Below are 20,431 nucleotides of genomic sequence, written 5' to 3' on the forward strand. Positions count from 1 at the left end.
TCCCTGAGTCATTTCCGGGAACCTTTCCGCGGCTACTTCCGGGTGGCGCAGGGGTCGCAGCATGTCGGCGCCGGTTCGACGCAGAGGGTGACGGCGTCGGTGTTGTTGCCGGGGTCGGGGTCCTTCTCGTTTCCGCGGACGGTGGCGGAGTTGGTCACCGAACCGGTCGCGGTGGCCTTGGCGCGCAGGACGAGGGTGGCTCGGGTGCCCGCCTCCAGGACGCCCACGGCCCACTGCGCGGTGGCGGAGTCGTAGGCGCCGGGGCCCTCGGCGGACAGGAGGACGAGGCCGTCCGGGAGCCGGTCGGCGACGGTGACGCCGGTGGCCCGGTTCGGCCCGGCGTTGTGCACGGTGATCCGGTAGGTCACGGTCTGGCCCACGGTGACGGTGGTGGCGTCGGCCGCCTTGGCCACGCTCAGGTCGGCGGCCGGGTTGACCTGTGTGACCTGCTCGTTGGACGTGGAGGTCAGCGGCTCCGGGGTGTCGCCGAGGCGGTTCTCGTAGGAGGCGGTGGCGGTGTTCCTGATCTGCCGGCCGCCGGAGGCGCGGTCGATGGTGACGCGGTACTCGGCCGTGGTGCCCGCCGGGAGCGTCTCGGTGCTGGGCAGACTTCCTCCCTCCCCGGCGGTGGCGGTGTTGCCGAGTCTGAAGACGGCCTTGTCGCCCTGGCCGTCGTAGTACGCCTGGTCGCCGTCGCGCGCGTCGGTCTTCACCCCGGCGTTCGGGCCGTCGACGATGCGCAGCGAACCGGGCACGTACGTCGTCCCCGGCGGAATGGCGTCGCTCAGCACGAGGTTCTCGGCCACACCGCCGCCTTCGTTCCGGGCGTTGATCCGGTACGTGATGACGTCGCCCACGTCCAGCGGCCCGGTCGGGGCGGCGTTCTTGGTGAGGACGACGTAGGGGGCGGTGCCGAAGAAGACGCCGTCCAGGAAGTTGCCGATGCTCTGGTTGCCGCCGGCCGCGGACACGGAGCGGAAGGCGAAGCGCGTCAGCGTCTGGCCGGCGGGGACGGTGTACGTGCCGGTGTAGTAGCCCCAGGCGGTGGTGCCGTCGGTGAAGCGTCGCTGCTGCACCGTGGCTCCGGGTGCTCCGATGTCCAGCGCCATGGTGTCGTCGCCCTGGCGGCCGCGGTGGTACAGCCGCCAGTACAGCTTCGTACCGGGCGTGGTGGGCAGGTCCTGGTAGAGCGTGGAGACCTGGTTGGCGTTGAGTTCGGCGAACTGGGTGCCCTCGGCCGACGGCACGCCGTTGAAGCCCGAGCGCCACAGCTCGATGCGATGGTCGGTGGCGGTGGTGAGCCAGCCGGGGACGCGCTTGGGCGCCTGCGTCTGTGAGGCGTCCGGCAGGATCTCCACACCGCTGACGGCGGGCTGTTCGAAGCTGCCGTTGGCCAGGGCGACCCGGAGCGGAGCAGGAGGTGTGGACATGGTTCTTCCCCTCACGTCGACGCTGCTGGAGCACACCGCCGTACGACCGCACCTTCGTGCGCCGCGGCGGAGCCGATACGCCCCGTAGCGCACCGCAGGTGAAGGGTTACGTAAAGTGATGACAGGCGGGGTTCGGCCAACCTGGCCCGCCAGGTTTGATCCCCTGCCTCCGGGCAGCCCCGGCCGCCCTGTTGCCCGCGCCGCCCCGCCCGCGCCACACGCGCCGCAGGGGTCTCCTGACTCTCTCCCGTCTGCCCCGTCATGGCCGGAAGGCTCCGCCGCGTCCCGGCGCCCCACCCTTGCGCAGAGTGAAACCATCACCATCGAAGTTGACGCCCGCCCCCGCCGCCCGCGATCACCCCACACCCTCGGCCAGGCGGGCGCGAATCGCGGTATTTCTGCAGGTCAGGGCGGGTTTGGCTAATGGATTTCGCGCTACGGCGCAGGTCATGTAATGTTGTTCTCGCAACGCCGACCGGGAAGAAAAAAACCGGGAAGCACAAGCACTCGTAGCTTAACGGATAGAGCATCTGACTACGGATCAGAAGGTTGCAGGTTCGAATCCTGCCGAGTGCACAGCAAGCGAGAGGCCCGGACGAAAGTCCGGGCCTCTCGCCGTATTGGGTTGCGGAGAAGCGGGGCGCCTGAGCTGATCGCCGTCCGTGACGGCTGTTCAAGGGGTGTGCGCACTTCGTGGTGAAGACGCGGCCTTGGTTGTTCTGGTGTGGTTCGCTGGCTTTCGCTCGTTTCGTGAACCGCACGCTGGATCTCTGGCGTACCCGGGTGTGGGGCCAGGTGTACCGCCTGCTGCTGGATGTCGCGGGGCGCACGTGCTTCTGTCCGCTCCGCTTACGCCTCCCCTCGCGGGGTGGGTGCTGGGAGTATGCCCGCGTTCGGTCAGTAGCCAGGCTGGAGAGCAGGAGGAGTGGGATGGCGCAGTCGAAGTGCGGGGCTCCCACGCAGAGCGGCGGCCGGTGCCAGAGCAAGGCGATCATCGGCAGCTCGCGGTGTGCCAGGCATCAGGGGGCGTGGTCCGCGTACGGGGTGGAGCAGAGGAAGAAGAAGGAAGCCGAGGCGAAGATGCGGAGGCTCCGGAAGAAGGGGTGACGGCGCTGACGGGCCGCGGGGCTGGCGGCCACGGCTGACGCTGCCGGTCCGCGAAGGCCGACCGGCACGGCTGGGCCCCGGCCGGCGGGTGCCGACCGGGGCCAGAGCGGACGCGCTACTCGCCCTCAAGTCCCTTGATGACCTGCTCGGCGAGTTTGGTCATGACCTCCAGGCGCTCCGCGTGAGGCAGCCTGGACCATTCCTGGAACACCTTCTCTATGTCGGACGGGGCCCGGCGTCCGGCCTGCATCCATCCGTAGAGAGTCCGCTTGTCCTTCAGGCTCCCGCGCGTGGCATGGGTCAGCACCTGCTGGCCCGTGGGCGGATCCACCGTGATGTCGCGGGACTCATCTCCGCACCGCTGGCACTCGACCCGCAGGTTGTCGTCGTTGTTCTGGCCGCCGCGGTTGACCGGGATGATGTGGCCGATCGTCAGAACCGCGGTGCGGCCAGGGGCGTCGGGGAACTCCTGTGTCGCGCGGATCCCGCACACCTGGCACATGTGGCCGTCCCGCTCCAGGATGCGTCGGCGCTTGGGGCCGGTGACGTTCTTCCGGACTGTCTTCGGCGGAAGCTCCCCCAGGTCCACCCGCGTTCCGAAGCCCCGGACGAGGTACTCATCCGGCTTGAGGTTCGGGTTCACCTTGTAGTTGTCGATCTTCCAGCCCATCGGTCGCAGATCCCGCATGCGGCGATCGGCCTGCGCGACATCCGGCACCGCCTGGAACAACTCCAGTTTGCTGAACTTGCCATCGATGCCGATGGAAGCCACGAACTCGGCCACCTTCACCAGTGACGTTCTGCGCACCGTGCTCATCTAATTCATTCCTCCCCTGCTCAGATGCCCCGTGGTGGGCGCCTGGCAACGTAAGGATTGCATGTGGCGCATCATCGGTCAACAGCGGCGCGATGTGCGGCAGCGTTCGGCGCAGCATTCGTGCGGCGTGGCAGTCGTGCGGTGCCTGGGGTTCAGGGGAAGGATCTGGTCGTTCGTTCGTGGTTCCGGCTTCTGCTCTCCAGGAGTTCCGTCGCGTGGAGCAGCCGGGGCCGGTGCCGTGCCTGTGTCCCTTCTCGGGGTGCCGTCAACACCACTTCCCTGCAGGGCGACTTCAGCGGGGACGGGTAGCGGGATCTGGTGGCGGGTGCGCCGCATGCCGCCCGGGGCAAGGCGGCGGAAGCCGGGGCCGGTCCCGTGCTGTGCGGGTCGGCCGCGTCGGTGGCGGCCTCGCGGTGGACGGTTGTCACGCAGGCGACCGCCGGGATCCCTGTGAAGGCGCGTACCCGCGCTACGCCGCGGTCTACGGCGCCCGGCCTAGGGAGCGGTGAAGGGTTCGTGGTGCCAGCGCCAGTCGGCGGTGCCGTCGCTGCGGATGTTGAGCAGGAACTCGGGGACGGGGGCGCCGTCCGGGAACGTCAGGGTGAGGGCGGCGCGTATCTGGTGGCAGACGGACTCGGCGCGCTCCCAGTCCTCCGCGTCGACGGCCCGTTCCTGCTCGGCGAAGAGCGGGCGGAACTCCTCGAAGCCGGGCAGCGCCTCGACGTCCGCGTACGTCCAGGGCATGTCCGAGCCGGTCACGGCCAGCCGGGCGATGGCGCGGTCGCCGTGGTGGAGGTGCCAGGCGCGGGGGGACGGGCCGGTGGTGGCCGGATCGCCTGGAGTCGGGGCGGGGGTGCTCATGGGGCCATGATGGCGGGGGCTGCTGACAGGGCCCGGTGGTCTCAGGGATATGGGGTTCGGTATGGGGTGGCGGTGCACCGGGCTGCGGTGGGGTGACGGGGTGCCCGTGCTCGGCTGGTGCCGGGGCGGGGAGGTGCGGGGGAGCGCGCAGGTGTACGGGACGGAGTTCGGGTTCCGGGCCGTGGGGGAGCGGGGCTGTGTCGGGGCGCGGGGGAACGTCTGTCCGGTGGGGGCCGTGGTGCCGGGGCGCAGTACGGGGGCGCGGTGCCCGGAGTGCGCGCGGCTGGACCGGGCGCATTCGGTGGCGGCCGACACGATCGCGGACGACCCGAGGACATACCGGGTGTATCTGGCCTGGTTCGGGCCCGGGATGGTGAAGGTCGGGATCACCGCGGAGGAGCGGGGCGCGGCGCGGCTGCGGGAGCAGGGGGCCGTGGTGTTCAGCTGGCTGGGGCGGGGGCCGCTGATGGCGTGCCGCCGCACGGAGGAGGTGCTGCGGGCGGCGCTCGGGGTGCCGGACCGGATTCCGTACGCGAGGAAGCGGGCGGTGCGGGGGGCGTTGCCGGGGGCGGCGGAGCGCGCGGGGGAGGTCGCCGGGCTCTACGGGCGGGCGGTGGCGCTGGAGGGCGGGGGCGGGTGGCCGGAATCGTTGGAGCGGTTGCCGTTCGAGGCGGTCGACCATGTCGTGCTGTTCGGCCTCGGTGACGGAGATGGTGTGGGGGAGGGCGGTGGCGCAGGTGGCGCAGGTGGCGGTGGTGGCGCGGGTGGGGTGCGGTGGGCGGTCACCGAGCTGGTGGCCGGTGGCGTGGTCGGCGGGCGGCTGGTGGCGGCGGCCGGGCCCGATCTGCACCTGGCGACGACGGGCGGAGTGGTGGTGCTGGACACCCGGCTGATGACCGGGTGGGAGCTGGTGGCGGCGGACGCGCGGGGCGGGGTCGGGGTGCCGGTCGTGGATCTCGGGGGTGGTGGGGTGCAGGGCGGGCTGTTCTGAGATCGTCGGGGTGGATTCGGGCGGCCGGAAAAGGGGTGGTGTCGTGAGTGACGTCGGTGGCGTGAGCGATGTCGGTGACGCGGGTGACGTCGTGCGGTTCTGGGAGCGGCTGGGACTGCCCGGGATCATCGACGTCCATACGCACTTCATGCCGGAGCGGGTGCTGCGCAAGGTCTGGGCGTACTTCGACTCCGCGGGGCCGCTGACCGGGATGGAGTGGCCGATCGCCTACCGGCGCGACGAGGACGAACGGCTCGCGCTGCTGCGGTCGTTCGGAGCGCTCCGGTTCACCTCCATGCTCTACCCGCACAAGGCCGGGATGGCCGCCTGGCTGAACGGCTGGGCCGCCGACTTCGCCCGCCGGGTGCCGGACTGCCTGCACACCGCGACCTTCTTCCCGGAGGAGGGCGTCGAGCGGTACGTGCGCGAGGCCGTCGAGGCGGGGGCGCGGGTCTTCAAGTCGCACATCCAGGTCGGCGCGTACGACGCCAACGACCCGTTCCTCGAACCGGTCTGGGGCCTTCTCGCGGAGGCCGGGATCCCCGTGGTGATGCACTGCGGTTCGGGCCCGGCGCCCGGCAAGCACACCGGCCCCGAGCCGGTCGCCCGGCTGCTCGCCCGGCACCCCCGACTGCCGCTGATCGTGGCGCACATGGGGATGCCGGAGTACGAGGAGTTCCTGGCCCTCGCGGAGACGTACCCGGAGGTGCGGCTCGACACGACGATGGCGTTCACCGACTTCACCGAGGACTTCAGCCCCTTCCCGGTGGCCGCGCGGGGGCGGCTCGCGGCACTCGGGGACCGGATCCTGCTGGGTACGGACTTCCCGAACATCCCGTACCCGTACGTGCATCAGCTCCACGCGCTGGAACGGCTGGGGCTGGGGGACGACTGGCTGCGGGCCGTCTGTCACGGGAACGCGCGGGAGCTGTTCGGGGTGGCGTGAGCGGGCCGGGCTGGGGTGGCGTGAGCGGGCCGGGCCGGGCCGGGCTGGGGTGAGGTGAGGTGACTGGGGCCGGGGCGGCTGTGCCGAGGAACGTTTTCTCAGGGAATTCACAGGAACGGGTAAGGGCGCTTTCAGAGGAGCCGCACAGACTCGGGGCATGACGACGACGACCTCGCCCCAGGGGCGTACCGAACTGCTGAGGGCGGACCGCACCCCCGTCCGCGTGCTGGTGGTGGATGACGAGGCACCGCTCGCCGAGCTGCTGTCGATGGCCCTGCGCTACGAGGGCTGGGAGGTGCGCAGCGCCGGGGACGGCGCGGGCGCGGTCCGGATGGCGCGGGACTTCCGGCCCGACGTGGTGATCCTCGACGTGATGCTGCCGGACACCGACGGGCTCGCCGTGTTGGGCCGGCTGCGGCGGGAGATCGCCGAGGTGCCCGTGCTGTTCCTGACCGCGCGGGACGCGGTGGAGGACCGGATCGCGGGGCTCACGGCGGGCGGCGACGACTACGTGACGAAGCCGTTCAGCCTGGAGGAGGTCGTGGCGCGGCTGCGCGGGCTGATCCGCCGGTCCGGCACGGCGGTCGCACGCGGCGAGTCGACGCTCGTCGTCGGTGACCTGGTCCTCGACGAGGACAGCCACGAGGTCGGCCGGGGCGGGGTCTCCATCCACCTCACCGCGACCGAATTCGAGCTGCTGCGCTTCCTGATGCGCAATCCGCGCCGGGTGCTGAGCAAGGCCCAGATCCTCGACCGGGTGTGGAACTACGACTTCGGCGGCCAGGCCAACGTCGTCGAGCTGTACATCTCCTACCTGCGCAAGAAGATCGACGCGGGCCGGTCGCCCATGATCCACACCCGGCGCGGGGCGGGGTATCTCATCAAGCCCGGTGAGTAGCCGCGCAGCCGGGCGCCGGTGGCGGGGGCCGTGGACGCTGCGGACCCGGCTGGTGGTCTCGGCGGTCACGCTGATCGCCGTCGTCGCCGCGGTCATCGGGTCGGTCACCACGATCGCCTACCGCAGCTATCTGTACGGCAAGCTCGACGACCAGCTGCGCACCGTCGCGGTACGGGCCGCGAAGCCGCCCGGGGGCGGGGGGCCGGTGCCCGGCGGCGGTGTCGTACCGCAGCTCCACGATCCGCTGGCCTTCGTCGACGTGCGGGGGCTGCCGGTCGGCGCGTTCGGGGCGGTGCTGGAGGAGGACGGTTCGGTCAGCGCCTCGCGGGTGGTCGTGGAGGGCAGCACGGCGTCCGGGGACGGGGACGAGACCGGGTCCGGGCACGAGGGCGGCGGGCAGCCGATGACCAGCGCCCAGCTGAGCGCCCTCGCAGCGCTGGACTTCGGCGACGGGGCCGATGGCGACGGGCCTGATGGCGACGGGGCCGGGCCGCGGAGCGTCGACCTGCCAGGGCTCGGCGCCAACCGGGTCGAGGCGGTCGTGGACCCGCTGGGCAACACCCTGCTCGTCGGCCTCCCCGCCGCCGAGGTGGGCTCCGCGCTGACCACCCTGATCGTCGTCGAGGTCTGCGTCACCGGCGCCGGGCTGGTAGCCGCCGGTCTCGCGGGCGCGGCGATCGTCGGGGTCGCCCTGAGGCCGCTCCGCCGCGTCGCCGCCACCGCCACCGTGGTCTCCGAACTCCCGCTGCACAGCGGCGAGGTGGCCCCGCTGGGACGGGTTCCGCAGGCCCTGGCCGACCCGCGCACCGAGGTGGGTCAGGTGGGCGCCGCGCTCAACCGGATGCTGGGCCACGTCGGTTCGGCACTGGCGGTACGGCAGCAGAGCGAGACGCGGGTGCGCCAGTTCGTCGCGGACGCCAGCCACGAGCTGCGCACCCCGCTCGCCTCGATCCGGGGCTACGCCGAACTGACCCGGCGCGGCGGTGAGGACATCGGGCCCGACACCCGGCACGCGCTGGGGCGGATCGAGTCCGAGGCGGAGCGGATGACGGGCATGGTGGAGGACCTGCTGCTGCTCGCCCGGCTGGACGCGGGGCGCCCGCTCGGCCGGGAGCACACCGATCTGTCCCCGCTCGTCGTCGACGCCGTCAGCGACGCCCGCGCCGCCGGTGCGGGAGCCGCGGCCGGGGCCGGCAGCCCGGATGCCGGAGCGCGTCCGGTGCAGTCCGGTGCGGGTGCCAGGGCCGGGACGCTGCCCGTGCGGTCCGGCGGCCGTCATCACTGGCGGCTCGATCTGCCGGACGAGCCGGCGACCGTGCACGGCGATCCCACCCGCCTCCATCAGGTGCTGGTCAACCTGCTGGCGAATGCCCGTACCCACACCCCGCCGGGCACCACCGTCACCGCCCGGGTACTGCGGGATGCCGCGCGGGCCCGGGTGACCCTGGAGGTCGAGGACGACGGGCCGGGCATCGCGCCCCGACTGCTGCCGCACGTCTTCGAACGGTTCGCGCGCGGTGACGCCTCGCGCTCGCGCGGCGCGGGCTCCTCCACCGGGCTCGGGCTGGCCATCGTGCAGGCCGTCGTCGCCGCGCACGGCGGGCGGGTCGCGGTGGAATCGGCGCCGGGGCGCACGGTGTTCGCCGTCCACTTGCCCGCGGCGGACCACTTGCCCACGGCGGACCACTTGCCCGCGGCGGACCACCTGTCCGCGGCGGACCACCGGCCGGAGCCGTACTCACAGGCCGGGGACAGGTTCGGCACACCGGTGTGACAGCGGGGGCGGCGAGTGTCGTCGGTATGCGAACCGACACTCCCTGGAGCACCCTGCCGCCCCGGGACCACCTCCTCTTCGGAACGGCCAGAGCGGCCCATGCGGCCAGTTCGGCCAGTTCGGCCAGTTCGGCCAGTAAGGCCGACGCGACCGGTGCGGCCAGTGCGACCGGTGCGGCCGATGCGTCCAGTGCGGCCGACGCGGCACGGGCGCGCGACGCCGCGGGGGCACCCGTGCTCGACGTGGTGATACCCGTCTACAACGAGGAGGAGGACCTCGAACCCTGTGTACGGCGGCTCCACGACCACCTGACGCGCACCTTCCCGTACGCCTTCCGGATCACCGTCGCCGACAACGCGAGCACCGACCGGACGCCGCGGGTGGCGGCCCGGCTCGCGGCGGCGATGCCCCACGTGCGTGCGTACCGGCTGGAGCAGAAGGGGCGGGGGCGGGCGCTGCGTACCGTCTGGTCCGACTCCGACGCCCCGGTCCTCGCCTACATGGACGTCGATCTGTCCACCGACCTCAACGCGCTGCTGCCCCTGGTCGCGCCGCTGATCTCGGGCCACTCCGACCTGGCCATCGGCTCGCGGCTGTCGCGCGGTGCGCGGGTGGTGCGCGGGTCGAAGCGGGAGTTCGTCTCACGCTCCTACAACCTGATCCTGCGCTCCTCGCTGGCCGCCCGGTTCAGTGACGCCCAGTGCGGGTTCAAGGCGATCCGCCGGGATGTCGCGGAGCGGCTGCTGCCGATGGTGGAGGACCCGGGCTGGTTCTTCGACACCGAGATGCTGGTGCTCGCCGAACGCGCCGGGCTGCGCATCCACGAAGTGCCGGTCGACTGGGTCGACGACCCCGACTCCACCGTCCACATCGTGCGGACGGCCGTCGAGGACCTGAAGGGTGTGTGGCGGGTGGGGCGGGCGCTGGCGGTCGGCACGCTGCCGCTGGACCGGCTGGCGCGGCCCTTCGGCGACGATCCGCGCGACCGGGCGGTCAGCGGGGTGCCCGGCCAACTGGCCCGGCAGCTCGTCGGCTTCTGCGTCGTCGGCGCGCTCTCCACCCTCTGCTACCTCGCCCTGTACTCGCTCTTCCGGCTCGGCGCGGGCCCGCAGCTCGCCAACGGCGGTGCGCTGCTGGTGTCGGCCGTCGCCAATACGGCGGCCAACCGGCGGCTCACCTTCGGCGTACGGGGGAGAGCCGGGGCCGTCCGCCACCAGGCGCAGGGCCTGGTCGTGTTCGCCATCGGTCTCGCGCTGACCAGCGGTTCGCTGGCCGCGCTGGGGGCGGCGTCCGGCTCGCCCTCGCACACGGCGGAGCTCGCCGTGCTGATCGCTGCCAACCTCGCGGCGACGGTGCTGCGGTTCCTGCTGCTGCGCGCCTGGGTCTTTCCCGAGCGGCGGGCCGCCCCCGGGGGCCGGACGCCCGCCGACGCCCTCCACCACGAACGGGAGACCCACCGATGAGCCGCACCGGCCACCGGCCCGGCGACCCGCGCTGGGCGCGGCCCGCCTTCCTCGCGCTGCTGCTGGTCATCGCGGCGGCGTACCTGTGGAACCTCAGCGCCTCCGGATACGCCAACTCCTTCTACTCCGCCGCCGCGCAGGCCGGCAGCCGCAGCTGGAAGGCCCTCTTCTTCGGATCGCTGGACGCGGCCAACGCCATCACCGTCGACAAGCCCCCGGCCGCCCTCTGGCCGATGGCCCTGTCGGTGCGGGTGTTCGGCCTCCACTCCTGGGCGATCCTGGCCCCTCAGGTCCTGATGGGCGTCGCCACCGCCGGAGTGCTCTACGCGGCCGTGCGGCGCCGGTTCAGCGCGATGGCCGGGCTGATCGCGATGGCCGTCCTCGCGCTCACGCCGGTCGCCGCGCTGATGTTCCGTTTCAACAACCCGGACGCGCTGCTGGCCCTGCTGATGACCGTCACGGTCTACTGCGTGCTGCGCGCGCTGGAGCACGGGCGTACGACGTGGCTGGTGTGGGCGGGCGCCGCGGTCGGCTTCGCGTTCCTGGCCAAGACCCTCCAGGCGTTCCTGGTCCTGCCGCCGCTGGCCGTGCTGTACGCGGTGTGCGCGCCCGGTCCGGTGCGCCGACGGCTCGGTCAGCTCGCGCTGTCGGCCCTGGTCATCGTCGTCGCGGGTGGCTGGTGGGTCGCGATCGTCGAGCTGTGGCCCGCCTCCTCGCGTCCGTACACCGGCGGTTCGCAGCACAACTCGTTCCTGGAGCTGACCTTCGGCTACAACGGGCTGGGCCGGATCAACGGTGAGGAGACCGGGAGCGTCGGCGGCGGGGGCGGACCGGGCGGTGGCGGTCAGTGGGGCGAGACGGGCATCGGCCGGATGTTCAACTCCGAGGTCGGCGGCCAGATCTCCTGGCTGCTGCCCGCCGCGCTGATCCTGCTGCTCGCGGGCCTCTGGCTGACCCGGCGGACGGCCCGGACGGACACCGCCCGCGCGGCCTTCCTCGCCTGGGGCGGGGCGCTGCTGACGACCGCGGCCGTGTTCAGCTTCATGGCGGGCATCTTCCACCAGTACTACACGGTCGCCCTGGCGCCCTACGTCGCGGCGCTGGCCGGGATGGGCGCCACGGTGCTGTGGGAGGAGCGGGCCCGGTGGTGGACGCGGGCCGTGCTGGCCGGGGCCGTCGCCGTGACGGCCTGCTGGGCGTACGCGCTGCTGGGGCGGACCCCGGACTACCTGCCGTGGCTGCGCTGGGCGGTGCTTCTCGCGGGCATCGCGGGGGCGCTCGGACTGCTGCTCGTCCCCCTGCTGGGGCGCCGGGCGGCGTTCCTCGCGGTGGGGCTGGGGCTCGCCGCGTCGCTGGCCGGGCCGACCGCGTACGCCGTCACCACGCTGAACACCGGTCACCAGGGATCGATCGTCACGGCGGGACCGCCCGGAGGCGGGATGTCCGGGCCCGGCGGGGGGCCGGGCGGCCGCGGCGGACGCGGTGGCTTCGCGGGAGGCGGGGACGGCACGCGGCCTCCCGGACAGGCCAGCGGTGGTACGCAGGGCACTCAGCCCGGCGGCACCCAGCCTGGCGGCACCCTGCCCGGCGGTATGCCGCAGGGGGGCACCCTGCCCGGCGGCACGGGCCAGGCGCCGTTCGGCACCCCGCCCGGCGCCCCCGGAGCGAGCTCCGGAGAAGGCCCGGCAGGAGGCGGCGCGGGAGGCCGAGGCCCGGGAGGAGGCGGCGGAGGCATGGGCGGGCTGCTCAACGGCGCCACCGTCGGTGCCGAGGCCGAGCGGCTCCTGACGAAGGACGCCGGGGACTACACCTGGGCCGCCGCCGCCATCGGTTCCCAGAACGCCGCGAGCTACCAACTCGCCACCGAGAAGCCGGTGATGGCGATCGGCGGCTTCAACGGAAGCGACCCGTCCCCGACGCTCGCCCAGTTCAGGCAGTACGTCGAGGACGGCCGCGTCCACTACTTCATCGCGGGCGGCATGGGAGGCGGCGGAGGCATGGGAGGCAGGGGAGACGGAGGCGAAGGCGTCGCCTCGCGGATCTCCTCCTGGGTGACGGAGAACTTCGAGAAGGTCACCGTCGGCGGCGCCACCTTCTACGACCTCACCAGTCCGAAGAGCGGGTCGTAGCGCTCAGCGCCGCAGCAGCAGATCCGCGACGACGGGGCGGTGGTCCGAGGCGAGCGACTCGGCCACCGCCGCGCCGCGCGCCCGTACCGTGTCCTTCGACACCGCCACGTAGTCGATCCGCCGCACCGGGTCCTGCGCCGGGAACGTCGGGCCGCCCGGCTCGACATCCGTCAACTCCTCCCACAGCGGAGCGAGTTCGGGTGCGTCCGGCGCCGCGTTGAAGTCGCCGAGCAGTACCTGCCGCACCGGGCCGCGCTCCGGACCCCGGCCTTCCACCCGGTCCTGCGCCATGATCCGGCGGGTGTCGGCGACCTGGGCGATCCGGACGGACGGGTCCGCGCGGTAGTCCAGGTGGGTCGCGTAGACGTGCACCGGCAGCCCTCGCACCCGTACGACCACCTCGCCGAAGCCGGGCGCGGGCGCCGGGACCGGATCCGGGTCCTGGGTGGAGAGCCGGGTGAGGTCGTGGTTCTCGGCGCTCACGATCGGATACTGCGACAGCACCGCGACCCCGAACTCCCGCCGGGGCTCCCCGGAGGTGGCCGGACCGAGGCTGTAGATCGGCGCGAACGACACCCGCATGCCCAGCCGCCCGGCCAGCTCCGCCGCCAGGTCCCGCCACGCGCTGCGGGCCCCCCAGTGCACGTCGACCTCCTGGAGGCCGATCACATCGGCGTCCAGCGCGCGCAGTGCGGCGACCTGCCGGTCGAGATCGAAGACGTTGTCCATGCCCGCGCCCGCATGGATGTTGTACGTGGCCACGCGGAGCGGAACAGACGGCCCGCGCCCCTCTCCGGCGGCCGCCGCGCTGGGCGCGAGCGCCCCCGCCAACAGGCTGGCCGCGACGAGCACTTGCACCGTACGGCGACGCACTGACATGTCACTCCAGCTCTGGGATAGGGAAGGAAGGGTCGATCAGTGCCGGGCACGGTACCGCGCGGAAAGGTGTTGTACACCGTAGAAGCAAGCTATACGGTGTACAGCGCTTGCTCCTCGTACACCGTATAAGGAGCCGGGAATCCAGGAATCAGGAGACCGTATGACGGCGACCGCCGCCGGGCAGAAGACCCTCTCGTCCCCCGGCCATCCGCAGCGCTGGCTGATCCTCGGCGTCATCTGCCTCGCCCAGCTCACCGTGCTGCTCGACAACACCGTTCTCAACGTGGCGATCCCCTCCCTCACCCGGGAACTGGACGCCTCCACCGCCGATGTGCAGTGGATGATCAACGCCTACTCGCTGGTCCAGTCGGGCCTGCTGCTCACGGCCGGCAGCTCCGCCGACCGCTACGGCCGCAAGAAGATGCTGATCGCCGGGCTCGCGCTGTTCGGCATCGGCTCGCTGATCGCCGGGCTGGCCCAGTCGTCCACGCAGCTGATCGCCGCCCGCGCGGGCATGGGCGTCGGCGGGGCGCTGCTGATGACCACGACCCTGGCCGTCATCGTGCAGATCTTCGAGGAGGGCGAGCGGGTCAGGGCGATCGGCATCTGGTCGACCGTCAGCTCGCTCGGCTTCGCCGTCGGACCGCTGATCGGCGGCGTGATGCTCGACCACTTCTGGTGGGGCGCGATCTTCCTGATCAACATCCCGGTCGCGGCCCTCGGACTGGTCGCCGTGGCCCGGCTCGTCCCCGAGTCGAAGAACCCCGCGGGCGAACGGCCCGACCTGCTCGGCGCGCTGCTCTCCACGATCGGCATGACCTGCGTCGTGTACGCGATCATCTCCGGACCCGGGCACGGCTGGACCTCCGGCCGGGTGCTGCTGACGGCCGTCGCCGGGGCCGCCGTTCTCACCGGCTTCGTGCTGTGGGAGCTGCGCATCCCGCATCCGATGCTCGACATGCACTTCTTCCGGAACCAGAGGTTCGTCGGGGCGGTCGCGGGCGCGATCCTGGTCGCCTTCGGGATGGGCGGCTCGCTCTTCCTGCTCACCCAGCAGCTCCAGTTCGTCCTCGGCTACGGGCCGCTGGAGGCCGGGCTGCGTACCGCGCCACTGGCACTGACCGTCGTCGCGCTCAACCTCACCGGGCTGGGCGCCAGGCTGGTGCCCCGGCTGGGCACGCCGGGCACCATCGTGTCCGGGATGAGCCTGCTGGCCGCGGGCCTCGCCGCGATCGCGCTCTTCGGCGGCGACGGTTACGGGGGCATGCTGCTCGGGCTCGTCGTGATGGGCGCGGGCATCGCGATCGCCATGCCCGCCATGGCCAACGCGATCATGAGCGCCATTCCGCCGGAGAAGGCGGGCGTGGGCGCCGGGGTCAACGGCACGCTCGCCGAGTTCGGCAACGGCCTGGGCGTCGCGGTCCTCGGCGCGGTGCTGGGCTCGCGGTTCTCGGCGCTGGTGCCGACGGCCGTGGGCGCCGCGTCGCTGCCCGCCGCGCTCGCCGCGGCCGCCGACGCCGGGGAGCGGACACGGATCACCGACGCCTTCGCCTCAGGGCTGGAGACCAGCCAGCTCTTCGGGGCGGTCGCGGTGCTGCTCGGCGGGGCGCTCGCCGCCGTACTGCTGCACCGCGCGCAGCGGACGGAGCGGGTGCGGGCGGACTCCGCCGGTGGGACGGCGGCGGCATAGCATCAGGGGCAGGACGAGGAGGGTGCGTCATGGTGTCCGCGGCCGACCGAGTGAAGAAGCCCGTCAGGACCAGCGTGTGGCTGGAGCAGCGGGCCCCGTCGCGTACCCGCAAACCGGATCAGGCGGCCGGGCTGGACCGGGAGAGGATCACCACGACCTCGGTCCGGCTGCTGGACGCCGAGGGGCTCGCCAAGTTCTCCATGCGCAGGCTGGCCGCCGAGCTCGACGTCACCGCGATGTCCCTGTACTGGTACGTGGACACCAAGGACGACCTGCTGGAGCTGGCCCTCGACGCGGTGTACCGCGAGTTCACCCCGCCCCGCGAGGAGGCGCACTGGCACGAGCGGCTGCGCGGGCTGGCCGACGAGTACCGGGCGCTGCTGGTGCGGCACGTCTGGGTGTCGACGCTCGCCGGGCACTTCCTCAACATCGGACCGCACGCGATGCTGATGTCGTACGCGGTCCAGGACGTGATCCGGGCGACCGGCCTGCCCTCGCACCACCAGGCCGGGGCGCTTTCCGCGGTCTTCCAGTTCGTGTACGGGTTCGGCACCGTCGAGGGGCACTTCGCGGAGCGCAGCGCGGCGGCCGGGCTCAGCCAGGAGGAGTACTACCAGCGGGCGGTGAGCACGATCCGTTCCCAGCCGCAGCACAGCCGGATCGTCGAGTCCTCGCAGGAGATCATGGACGCCCGCGGCGGCGGCACGGTCGAGGAGATGCGCGACCGGGATTTCGAGGTCGCCCTGGAGCTGCTGATCGCGGGCATCGAGGCGGTGCGGGACCGCTGAGTCCCGCACCGCCCGCCCGCTTCTCCGCGCGTCCTCAGCCCTCGGACGCCAGCCGGGCCGGGAAGCCGCCCGTGGCCACCGGCCCCCAGCGTTCCGGAGTGATCCGGATGATCGACTTGCCCTGCTTCACCATCGCCGCCCGGTACTCGTCCCAGTCCGGGTGCTCGCCCGAGATGTTCCGGTAGTACTCGACGAGCGGTTCGACCGACTCCGGAACGTCGATCACCTCGGCCGAACCGTCGACCTGGACCCACGGGCCGTTCCAGTCGTCGGACAGCACGATGACGCTGACCCGCTCGTCCCGCCTGGCGTTGCGGGACTTGGCCCGTTCGGGGTACGTGGAGACCACGATCCGGCCCGCGTCGTCGACCCCGCAGGTCAGCGGGGAGCCCTGGGGGCGGCCGTCGGCCCGGGTGGTCAGCAGGACCGCCCGGTGCCTGGGGCGTACGAAGGCCAGCAGCTCATCGAGGCCCACAGCCGTGTTCGTCGCGATAGGGGGTGCCATGTCCGCAGACTACGACGGGAGTCCGCGGACCACGAGGCGGTGCGCACCGGCCGCGACGGGAGCCCCGCCGACTACGACGGCAGCGACTCGCCCTGCACGGCCTGGACGTCGAGTTCCACCCGCAGCGTCGTGCCGATCGCCGCGATGCCCGCCTGCACCACCTGGTTGTAGTTCATCGCGAAGTCCTCACGGTGCAGCTCCGCCGTGGCGCTGAAGGCGGCGCGCACCCCGCCCCACGGGTCGGGGCTGGTGCCCAGGTAGCTCAGGTTCAGGTCGACCGGGCGGATCACGCCGTGCATCGACAGCTCGCCGTGGACCAGCCAGCGGTCGGGGCCGGTCGGGGCCAGCCCGCTGGAGCGGTACGTGATCTCCGGGAAGCGTTCCGCGTCCAGGAAGTCGGGCGAGCGCAGGTGCTTGTCGCGCATGCTGTTGCCGGTCTCGATGCTCGATGCGGCGATGACGGCCTCGACCCGGGACAGCTGGACGTCCTCCGCGATCTCGATCCGGCCGCTGAACTCGGTGAACCGCCCGCGCACGCTGGAGATCCCCAGGTGCTGCGCGACCGCGGCCACCGAGCAGTGTGCCGGGTCCAGCGACCAGGCCCCGGGCGGCGGCAGCTCCACCCCGCCCTGCCGGTTCAGCACCACGGTCCCGGCCTCGACCCGGCCGCTCGCGGTGACCATGGCGGTGGAGGCGGCGGGGGCGTACCCGACCGCTGTGACGATCACCGTGTACGCCCCGGCCGCCAGGGGGCCGTCGGTCCGTACCGCCCCGTCCTCGTCGGCGGCGGCCCGCAGCACCTGCGTACCGGTCATGTCGGTGACCGTCACGACCGCGTGTTGTACCGCCCAGCCGTCCCGGGTCCGTACCTGTGCGCGAAGTCCCATGCCGTTCTCTCTCCTAGCTCCATGACTCAATGAGTCGGGCCCCGGGCGGGGACGGCAGGCCGTCCCCTGCCTGTCGTCCCCGCGCCGGGGCCCATTTCCACCTGCCGGCCGGTGCCTCCGCTCGAAGCACCGGCCGGCCGGGGGTCTGTTACTCGCCGGGGTGGGCGAGTTCGATGTCGTGACCGTCGGCCCCGCCGCCGGTCACGGTCAGCGCGCTCGCCACCGGCGGATAGCCGGTCGCGACGACCGAGTACTCGCCGGCGTCCAGGTCGGTGAAGGCGTACGCCCCGTCCTCCCCGGTCGTCGAGGTGGCGACCACATTGCCCGCCGCGTCGACCAGTGTGACGCGGGCGTCCGGCAGCGGGCGACGCGCGGTACCGGCCCGCACGGTGCCCTGGACCAGCGCACCGGCCTGGAGCACGGCCTCGACCCGGGTGACACCCTGGCCGCCGACCTCCACCGGCAGCGCCAGCGGCCGGAAGCCGAGGGCGTTGACCGCGACGGTCACGGTGCCGGGCACCAGCTCGCCGAAGACGAACTCGCCCGCCCCGTCGGACGCCCCGGTGGCCAGGACGTCGCCGCGCACATCGGTCACGACGACCATGGCGCCCTCGACCGGATCGGAAGATTCCGCCGACCGTACGAGACCGGCCAGCCCGCTCGTGCCCGAGAGCAGGATGTCGAACGCGAGCGGCTCGTCACCCACGACCACGGTGGACGCCTGCGGCTGGAAACCGTCGGCGGATGCGATCAGGACGTAGCTGCCGGAGCCCGGCGCGTCCAGCCCGTACGTACCGTCGGGCTGGGCGACGGAGCGCCCCAGCTGCCGGCCGGCCAGCGAGATCAGCGTGACGGCGGCCCCGGCCACCGGCGCGTTCTCCGCACCGCGCACCACACCGTGCACGGCCGTGCCCTGGGGGGCGGTGGCCCCGGCGACCGCGGCGGGGGCCGGAGCCTCGACCGCGTCGGTGACGACCGTGCCGGTGCCGGTGCTGGCGCCGGGGGCGGCGGCCACGGCGGCGACCGGGACGTCGGCCACGGCCTCGACCGGGGTCTCGGAGGTGGCCGGGGTCTCGCTCGACGCGCTGGTCTTGAGCGCGACCTCCTTGATGAAGAGCGTGATCAGGAAGGCGACCAGCGCGGCCGGAGCGGCGTACAGGAAGACGTCGCCGACGCCGTGCCCGTACGCGCTCTCCACGATCGTGCGGAACGGCTCGGGCAGCTTGTCCACGTCGGGGATGCCCCCGCCGCCGGTGCCGCCGTGGCCCAGGGCCGCGCCCTTGGGGCCGAGCTCCGCGATCCCTTCCTTGACGTAGTGGGTGACGCGGTTCGCCATGACGGCGCCCAGCGCCGAGACGCCGATCGCGCCGCCGAGGGAACGGAAGAAGGTGACGACGGAGCTGGCCGCGCCGAGGTCGGACGGGGCGACCTGGTTCTGCGTGGCGAGCACCAGGTTCTGCATCATCATGCCGATGCCGAGGCCCATGACGGCCATGAAGACCGCGATGTGCCAGTACTCCGTGTCGTAGCGGAGGGTGCCCAGCAGGCCCAGTCCGGCGGTGACCAGGAAGCCACCGGTGACCAGCCAGGCCTTCCAGCGACCGGTCTTGGTGATGATCTGGCCGGAGACCGTGGAGGAGACGAACAGACCCGCGATCATCGGGATCGTCATGACGCCCGACATCGTCGGTGACTTGTCGCGTGCCAGCTGGAAGTACTGGCTGAAGAAGACGGTGCCCGCGAACATCGCGATACCGACGAAGAGCGAGGCCAGCGAGGCCAGCGCGATGGTGCGGTTACGGAAGAGGCGCAGCGGGATGATCGGCTCGCTGGCCTTGGACTCGATGGCCACGAAGACCGCGCCGAGCACGACGGAACCGGCGACCATCACGGCGGTCTGCCAGGACATCCAGTCGTACTTGTCGCCCGCGAAGGTCACCCAGACCAGCAGCAGCGACACGGCGGCGCTGATGAAGAACGCGCCCCACCAGTCGACCTTGACCTGACGCTTCACGACCGGGAGCTTCAGCGTCTTCTGGAGCACGATCAGCGCGATGACGGCGAACGGCACACCGACGTAGAAGCACCAGCGCCAGCCCATCCAGCTGGTGTCCGTGATGACACCGCCGAGCAGCGGGCCACCGACGGTGGCGACGGCGAAGACCGCACCGATGTAGCCGCTGTAGCGACCGCGCTCGCGCGGGGCGATCATCGCGGCCATCACGATCTGCGCGAGGGCGGAGAGACCGCCGACACCGATGCCCTGGACGACACGGCAGGCGATCAGCATCCCGCTGCTGGTCGACAGACCGGCGACGACCGAGCCCGCGACGTAGATCACCAGGGATATCTGGACCAGCAGCTTCTTGCTGAACAGGTCGGAGAGCTTGCCCCAGAGCGGAGTGGTGGCGGTCATCGACAGCAGCGAGGCCGTGACGACCCAGGTGTACGCGCTCTGGCCGCCGCCGAGGTCGGAGATGATCTCGGGCAGGGCGTTGGAGACGACCGTCGACGACAGGATCGCGACGAACATGCCGAGCATCAGCCCGGCCAGTGCCTCCATGATCTGCCGGTGTGTCATCGGCGCGCCGGACGCGGGATCGGATGATCCCCCGTGCTTGGCGTGGCCGCCCCGCACACCGGTCGGTGTGGTCGTAGCCATTTAAGTCCTTGTCTTTGCTTCTGTTACACAGGTGTACGGGTGTGTACGTCGTTGTCGTGGTCGCTGCCGACCGGCCGGGAGCGGCAGTCGCCGCTGTGCTTTCCGGGGGCGCACCCGCCGGGCCCGCGGCAGACGAAGCTGTCGCGCAGCCGGGCCAGCAGCGTGTTGAGCTGCCCGACCTCGTCGTCCGACCAGTCGGAGAGGTTGTGGGCGAACATCTCGGTGGTCCGCCGGTTCAGATCGCTGAGTACGTCACGTCCCTCAGGGGTCAGCCGCAGGATGCGGGACCGCTTGTCCGCCGGGTCCGGGGACCGCTCGATCCAGCCGCGCTCCGCCACATGGGCGACATGACGGCTCGTCACCGACATGTCGACGTCCAGCAGCTCGGCCAGCCGGCTGATCCGCATCTCGCCGTGCCGCATGAGCAGGGCCAGCACGGCGGCGGACCCGGCCGGGCACTCGGCGGGAAGGGTGCGGGCCAGGCCCCGTTTGACGGCTCCGACGGCGCTGAGCTGCCGGGCCAGCTCTTCGTACTGACTCCGTGCCGCCACAGGCTCCCCCAGACATCTCACCGGTGCATCTTGTTGCTTAGGGCAACGATAGA

The 20,431-nt window shown here is 72.2% G+C and carries 17 protein-coding genes and 1 tRNA gene; 10 read left to right on the forward strand and 8 right to left on the reverse strand.

What is annotated here, in order from left to right:
- Window positions 1-32 precede the first annotated feature (32 nt).
- Complete coding sequence (locus ACFVWY_RS01980; protein WP_389866203.1) at window positions 33-1,430, reverse strand: hypothetical protein; 1,398 nt, start codon at window positions 1,428-1,430, stop codon at window positions 33-35.
- A 503-nt stretch (window positions 1,431-1,933) separates the two neighbouring features.
- On the opposite strand from ACFVWY_RS01980, the gene ACFVWY_RS01985 reads away from it, so the two are divergent.
- Both ACFVWY_RS01985 and ACFVWY_RS01990 read left to right on the forward strand, forming a co-directional pair.
- Window positions 1,934-2,006: transfer RNA gene (locus ACFVWY_RS01985), tRNA-Arg, on the forward strand.
- Between the two features lie 354 nt (window positions 2,007-2,360).
- Complete coding sequence (locus tag ACFVWY_RS01990; protein WP_389866205.1) at window positions 2,361-2,537, forward strand: hypothetical protein; 177 nt, start codon at window positions 2,361-2,363, stop codon at window positions 2,535-2,537.
- A 115-nt stretch (window positions 2,538-2,652) separates the two neighbouring features.
- Here the strand turns inward: ACFVWY_RS01990 and ACFVWY_RS01995 are convergent, their stop codons facing one another.
- Both ACFVWY_RS01995 and ACFVWY_RS02000 read right to left on the reverse strand, forming a co-directional pair.
- On the reverse strand, window positions 2,653-3,354 hold the full coding sequence (locus ACFVWY_RS01995; protein ID WP_389866207.1) for an HNH endonuclease: 702 nt from the start codon (window positions 3,352-3,354) through the stop codon (window positions 2,653-2,655).
- Between the two features lie 495 nt (window positions 3,355-3,849).
- Entirely contained in the window at window positions 3,850-4,215 is a 366-nt protein-coding gene (locus ACFVWY_RS02000) for a hypothetical protein (RefSeq protein WP_389866210.1), read from the reverse strand.
- Window positions 4,216-4,276: 61 nt separating this feature from the next.
- On the opposite strand from ACFVWY_RS02000, the gene ACFVWY_RS02005 reads away from it, so the two are divergent.
- From ACFVWY_RS02005 to ACFVWY_RS02030, 6 genes are all read left to right on the forward strand, one after another.
- Entirely contained in the window at window positions 4,277-5,206 is a 930-nt protein-coding gene (locus ACFVWY_RS02005; protein ID WP_389866333.1) for a DUF2797 domain-containing protein, read from the forward strand.
- A 43-nt stretch (window positions 5,207-5,249) separates the two neighbouring features.
- A complete protein-coding gene (locus tag ACFVWY_RS02010; protein ID WP_389866213.1) occupies window positions 5,250-6,152 on the forward strand; it encodes an amidohydrolase family protein in 903 nt (300 codons plus the stop codon).
- Between the two features lie 157 nt (window positions 6,153-6,309).
- Window positions 6,310-7,050, forward strand: coding sequence for a response regulator transcription factor (locus tag ACFVWY_RS02015; RefSeq protein ID WP_389866216.1), 741 nt, complete (start codon window positions 6,310-6,312; stop codon window positions 7,048-7,050).
- Complete coding sequence (locus ACFVWY_RS02020; RefSeq protein ID WP_389866219.1) at window positions 7,043-8,824, forward strand: sensor histidine kinase; 1,782 nt, start codon at window positions 7,043-7,045, stop codon at window positions 8,822-8,824. Before ACFVWY_RS02015 ends, ACFVWY_RS02020 begins: the two co-directional genes overlap by 8 nt.
- Window positions 8,825-8,850: 26 nt before the next feature.
- Window positions 8,851-10,287, forward strand: a complete 1,437-nt coding sequence (locus ACFVWY_RS02025) for a glycosyltransferase (protein WP_389866222.1) — start codon at window positions 8,851-8,853, stop codon at window positions 10,285-10,287.
- Entirely contained in the window at window positions 10,284-12,416 is a 2,133-nt protein-coding gene (locus ACFVWY_RS02030) for an ArnT family glycosyltransferase (protein ID WP_389866225.1), read from the forward strand. The genes ACFVWY_RS02025 and ACFVWY_RS02030 overlap by 4 nt, the downstream gene beginning before the upstream one ends.
- 3 nt (window positions 12,417-12,419) lie before the next feature.
- Here ACFVWY_RS02030 and ACFVWY_RS02035 read toward each other — a convergent pair whose 3' ends face one another.
- Window positions 12,420-13,295: an endonuclease/exonuclease/phosphatase family protein gene (locus ACFVWY_RS02035; RefSeq protein ID WP_389866228.1), complete on the reverse strand. Its 876-nt coding sequence runs from the start codon at window positions 13,293-13,295 to the stop codon at window positions 12,420-12,422.
- Window positions 13,296-13,455: 160 nt separating this feature from the next.
- Here ACFVWY_RS02035 and ACFVWY_RS02040 point away from each other — a divergent pair, with 160 nt between their 5' ends.
- Together ACFVWY_RS02040 and ACFVWY_RS02045 are read left to right on the forward strand one after the other, a co-directional pair.
- Window positions 13,456-14,985 (forward strand): MFS transporter, encoded by a 1,530-nt coding sequence (locus ACFVWY_RS02040; protein ID WP_389866230.1) that lies wholly within the window; start codon window positions 13,456-13,458, stop codon window positions 14,983-14,985.
- A gap of 29 nt (window positions 14,986-15,014) precedes the next feature.
- The gene (locus ACFVWY_RS02045; RefSeq protein ID WP_389866232.1) at window positions 15,015-15,773 is read left to right on the forward strand and encodes a TetR/AcrR family transcriptional regulator; all 759 of its coding nucleotides are present in this window, start codon (window positions 15,015-15,017) and stop codon (window positions 15,771-15,773) included.
- 34 nt (window positions 15,774-15,807) lie between these two features.
- Here the strand turns inward: ACFVWY_RS02045 and ACFVWY_RS02050 are convergent, their stop codons facing one another.
- From ACFVWY_RS02050 to ACFVWY_RS02065, 4 genes are all read right to left on the reverse strand, one after another.
- On the reverse strand, window positions 15,808-16,278 hold the full coding sequence (locus tag ACFVWY_RS02050; protein WP_389866234.1) for a PPOX class F420-dependent oxidoreductase: 471 nt from the start codon (window positions 16,276-16,278) through the stop codon (window positions 15,808-15,810).
- A 71-nt stretch (window positions 16,279-16,349) separates the two neighbouring features.
- A complete protein-coding gene (locus ACFVWY_RS02055; protein ID WP_389866236.1) occupies window positions 16,350-17,165 on the reverse strand; it encodes a YceI family protein in 816 nt (271 codons plus the stop codon).
- A gap of 148 nt (window positions 17,166-17,313) precedes the next feature.
- Window positions 17,314-19,827, reverse strand: a complete 2,514-nt coding sequence (locus ACFVWY_RS02060; RefSeq protein ID WP_389866239.1) for an MFS transporter — start codon at window positions 19,825-19,827, stop codon at window positions 17,314-17,316.
- Between the two features lie 23 nt (window positions 19,828-19,850).
- On the reverse strand, window positions 19,851-20,378 hold the full coding sequence (locus ACFVWY_RS02065; RefSeq protein WP_389866241.1) for a MarR family winged helix-turn-helix transcriptional regulator: 528 nt from the start codon (window positions 20,376-20,378) through the stop codon (window positions 19,851-19,853).
- Window positions 20,379-20,431 lie beyond the last annotated feature (53 nt).

It is taken from the genome of Streptomyces sp. NPDC058195, assembly GCF_042883525.1.
In the GTDB taxonomy this organism is placed as follows: Bacteria; Actinomycetota; Actinomycetes; order Streptomycetales; family Streptomycetaceae; genus Streptomyces.